The following is a 3,886-nucleotide window of genomic DNA, read 5'->3' on the forward strand; positions in this document are numbered from 1 at the left end:
TTCATGCCCCAGTCCAGCGTACCGACCAGCACCTTGGCGACGTAGTTGATGATGGTCGAACCGCCCGGCGAACCGGTGGCCAGCACCAGTTTCTTGGTCTGCTTGTCGAACACCAGCGTCGGCGCCATCGAGCTGCGTGGCCGCTTGTTGGCCTGCACGCGGTTGGCGATCGGGCCGTTTTCATCGACCGAGTCGAAGGAGAAGTCAGTCAGCTGGTTGTTCAGAATGAAGCCATCGACCATCTGGCGCGAGCCGAACGCGTCTTCCACCGAGGTGGTCATGGACAGACCATTGCCGTAGCCATCGACAGCCACCAGGTGCGAGGTCGATGGCTTCTGGATCGCGGTATCGTCGCCCCATGCCACTTTCACTTCAGGCGGCACACCGGCTTGCGCACGGCCCATGGACTTGTCGGCGATCATGCTGGCACGCTGGTTCAGGTAGTTCTTGTCCAGCAGCGAAGCCACGCCTTTGCCGGGCAGCGGCACGAAGTCGGTGTCGGCCACGTAGCGGTTGCGGTCCGCATAGGCCAGACGTTCGGCCTCGGTCATCAGGTGGATGGCATCGGCCGTCAGCACACCATTCTTCGGTGCGTAGGCGCCGATGTTCTTGGATTCCAGCAGGCCGAGAATCTGCGCAATCGCGATGCCACCGGAGGATGGCGGCGGCATGCCGCAGACGGTGTAGGCGCGGTAGTCTGCGCACACCGGATCGCGTTCCTTGGCTTGATAGCCCGCGATATCGGCGGCAGTCAGCTTGCCTGGATTGGTCGGATGCGAGGCCACCTTGGCAGCGATATCGTTGGCAATGCGGCCTTTGTAGAAGGCATCCGCGCCGCCCTTGGCGATTTCGCGCAGGGTCCTGGCCAGTTCAGGATTCTTCAGCAGGTAGCCGACTGGACGCGGCTTGCCTTCCTTGTCGTAGAAATAGGCTGCGGCGACCGGATCGCGGCTGATGTATTTGTCCCAGGTCAGCAGCGCGTTCAGACGCGGGCTGACCTTGAAGCCGTCTTCCGCCAGCTTGATGGCTGGTTCGAACAGCTTGGCCCACGGAAGTTTGCCGTGCTCTTTGTGCGCCAGTTCCAGCATGCGCAGCACGCCGGGCGCGCCGGTGGAGCGGCCGYCGACCACGCCTTCCACGCGCGAGACAGCCTTGCCGTTCGCGTCCTGGAACAGGTGTTCGTCGGCGGACGCCGGCGCGGTTTCGCGGCCATCGTAGGCTTGCACGCGCTTGCCGTCGTAGTGCATCAGGAAGGAACCGCCGCCGATGCCGGACGATTGCGGTTCAACGAGCGTCAGCACCAGCTGGGTGGCGATGGCGGCGTCGACGGCCGTACCGCCCTGCTTCAGCATCTGGTATCCCGCGTCGGTGGCCAGCGGGTTGGCCGCGGCCACCATGAATTTCTGGGCGCTCCAGCCGGCTTTTTCCTGGTAACCGGTAGCGATTTCCGGTGCGCRCTGGGCGACTTCCTGGGCGTGTACGAGGGAGGAACTGAGCAGCGCTGCGGCGAGCGCGAGGGAATTCAGGCGGATCATGCAATCTCCAGTAACAGATATTGCATCCTACCTTAAAACCCAGGGCGAAGGCAGGTGGCAGGCACATCGTGCCTGCCACCAGGTTCACGCCGTGGGTTCTTTTTTACTTCGGCTGCATGCGGATGGCGCCATCCAGGCGGATGGTCTCACCATTCATCATCACGTTTTCGATGATGGACTTGGCCAGGTTCGCGTATTCGAAAGGCTTGCCGAGGCGTGGCGGGAACGGCACCATCTTGCCCAGTGCGTCCTGCACTTCGGCCGGCATGCCCAGCAGCATCGGGGTTTCGAAGATGCCTGGAGCGATGGTCATCACGCGGATGCCGCTGCGCGACAGGTCGCGTGCCATCGGCAGGGTCATGCCCGCCACAGCGGCCTTGGACGCGCCGTAAGCAGCCTGGCCGATCTGGCCGTCGAACGCCGCCACGGAGGCGGTATTGATGATCACGCCGCGCTCGCCCCACTCGGCAGCTTCGGTCTTGCCCATGGCGTCAGCGGCCAGGCGGCACATATTGAAGGTGCCGATCAGGTTGATGTTCACGGTGCGCTGGAACACGTCCAGTGGGTGCGGGCCATCCTTGCCCACGGTTTTCACTGCCGGCGCCACGCCCGCGCAGTTGACCAGGCCGCGCAGCGTGCCCATGGCGGTTGCCGCGGCCACCACGGCCAGGCCGTCCGCTTCGGAGGTCACGTCGCACTTAACAAATTTGCCACCCAGCTCAGCGGCCAGCTTTTCGCCCGCTTCCACCTGCACGTCGGCCAGCACCACTTTGCCGCCGTTCTCGGTGATCATGCGCGCGGTTGCTGCACCCAGGCCGGACGCGCCGCCGGTGATGATGAATACCTGATCCTTGATTTGCATGTCTTCCCCTATTCGATGCTGCTCGGTTGTTGGAATTACTTTACGTTACGTAAACGTCAAACAGGGCTATTGTAGCGAATCACTGGCAGCTCATCCATACCCCATTGACGCTGCAGGGCCGTCCGCTTGGGCTGATCGCCTGCCCCGGTGGCGCATTATAAAAGTTGCCGCTACTGTCGCGGCAACCGCCGCCGCTGCAGGTGACGGGCGTGGGCGCGCTCGGGCCGGGCAGCGGTGTCAGCGCCGGCAAGGTCGGCACCACGGGCGCCCTGCCCTGCGCCGCGGCTGCTGCGGCCACAGCAGATGCCGGTGTGGATGGCGTCAGCGTCGGCGCCCACAGTGGCGCCGGCACCACCGTATCGTGCGGCTGGGCCAGGCGCGGCATGGGATCGGTGAATTGCGGCACGGGACGGCGCGGCATCGGCCGTTTCGACGGCGCCGTGCGGCACGGCTCGACAGCGAGATGCTGGCCGTCGGCACTCAGTTTGCAGACCGGCAGACGCGCATAGGCGGCTTCGTCGGGGGTGAGATCCGCCCCTGCGGCAAGGGCGGCAAATACAGTGGCGATCAGGATGGACATGGCAACCTCCTGTTTCCATCATAGTCCTCAAATGTGTCGGAAAACTTAACAGTCACTTGCGGGAAAATAGTTAAGTCATTGAAACTTAATCAATAATTATTGTTGGCATGCAATTTGCTCTTTGATCAACATTACTTTAAATGGAGAAATAATGAGCAAATCGATTCTGGCACTTGCCACCGGCATCGCCACCCTGGCGGGTGCATTTCTGTCCACACCGGCCAGCGCCGCACCGCTGCTGGGCGAATATTCGGTCACCCACTGCTGCGGCAGCAGCGACGGTGCACAATTTGGCGCCGCCGCTAATGGCCTGGGCTATGCCGGCCAAGTGAATCCGAATGCACTGAACAATGTCGACGTCATCGTTGCCGGCGCTTACGCCAGCCAGTTTACATCCTGGGTTGCCGCCGGCGGCGCGCTGATCATCCACGACTGGTTTGGCAATTCGACCAGTCTCCTGCCGGGCATGCACCTGACACCGATCAGTGGTACTGGCAGCAATGTCGACGTCGTAGATCCGGCTTCGCCCGTCGTCAACGGCCCATTCGGCACCTTGACCAATACGAATATGGACGGCGGCAACGCCTCGGTGCACGGCGCAGTTGGCGTCGCCTCCCTGACCAGCAACGATCCGCTGGTGTCGGACATCCACGCAATCCTGAACAACGGCACTGCAGGCCAGATCGCGGAATTCAGCTATCGCTACGGCCAGGGCCTGATCATTTATGCCTTCATGCCGACCGATGCCTACAGTGGTTCGAGCCCGTTCCAGACCGGCGGCACCGCAGGCTTGAACATGCTGGCCAAGAACGAAATCGCCTTTGCCGCCAGCTTCGACGCAGCACCCGCAGCCGATGTACCGGAACCTGCCTCGCTCGGCCTGATCGGTCTGGGCACTCTGGCGCTGGC

General features: G+C 62.8%; 4 protein-coding genes. 1 reads left to right on the top strand and 3 read right to left on the bottom strand.

Features of this window, described 5'->3' with window-relative positions:
• The 3 genes from ggt to AB4Z11_RS25960 form a co-directional block, all read right to left on the bottom strand.
• Positions 1 to 1,535 (bottom strand): gamma-glutamyltransferase (gene ggt, locus AB4Z11_RS25950; RefSeq protein WP_442028706.1); only part of this gene is annotated, 1,535 nt, incomplete at its 3' end.
• Positions 1,536 to 1,638: 103 nt separating this feature from the next.
• Positions 1,639 to 2,397: a 3-hydroxyacyl-CoA dehydrogenase gene (locus AB4Z11_RS25955; RefSeq protein WP_442028708.1), complete on the bottom strand. Its 759-nt coding sequence runs from the start codon at positions 2,395 to 2,397 to the stop codon at positions 1,639 to 1,641.
• A 79-nt stretch (positions 2,398 to 2,476) separates the two neighbouring features.
• Positions 2,477 to 2,977, bottom strand: a complete 501-nt coding sequence (locus AB4Z11_RS25960) for a hypothetical protein (RefSeq protein WP_442028710.1) — start codon at positions 2,975 to 2,977, stop codon at positions 2,477 to 2,479.
• 151 nt (positions 2,978 to 3,128) lie between these two features.
• Here AB4Z11_RS25960 and AB4Z11_RS25965 point away from each other — a divergent pair.
• Positions 3,129 to 3,886, top strand: a 758-nt coding sequence (locus AB4Z11_RS25965; RefSeq protein WP_442028711.1) for a PEP-CTERM sorting domain-containing protein, incomplete at its 3' end; no start/stop codon positions are given.

The organism is Pseudoduganella sp. RAF53_2, assembly GCF_052113985.1.
In the GTDB taxonomy this organism is placed as follows: domain Bacteria; phylum Pseudomonadota; class Gammaproteobacteria; order Burkholderiales; family Burkholderiaceae_D; genus Rugamonas.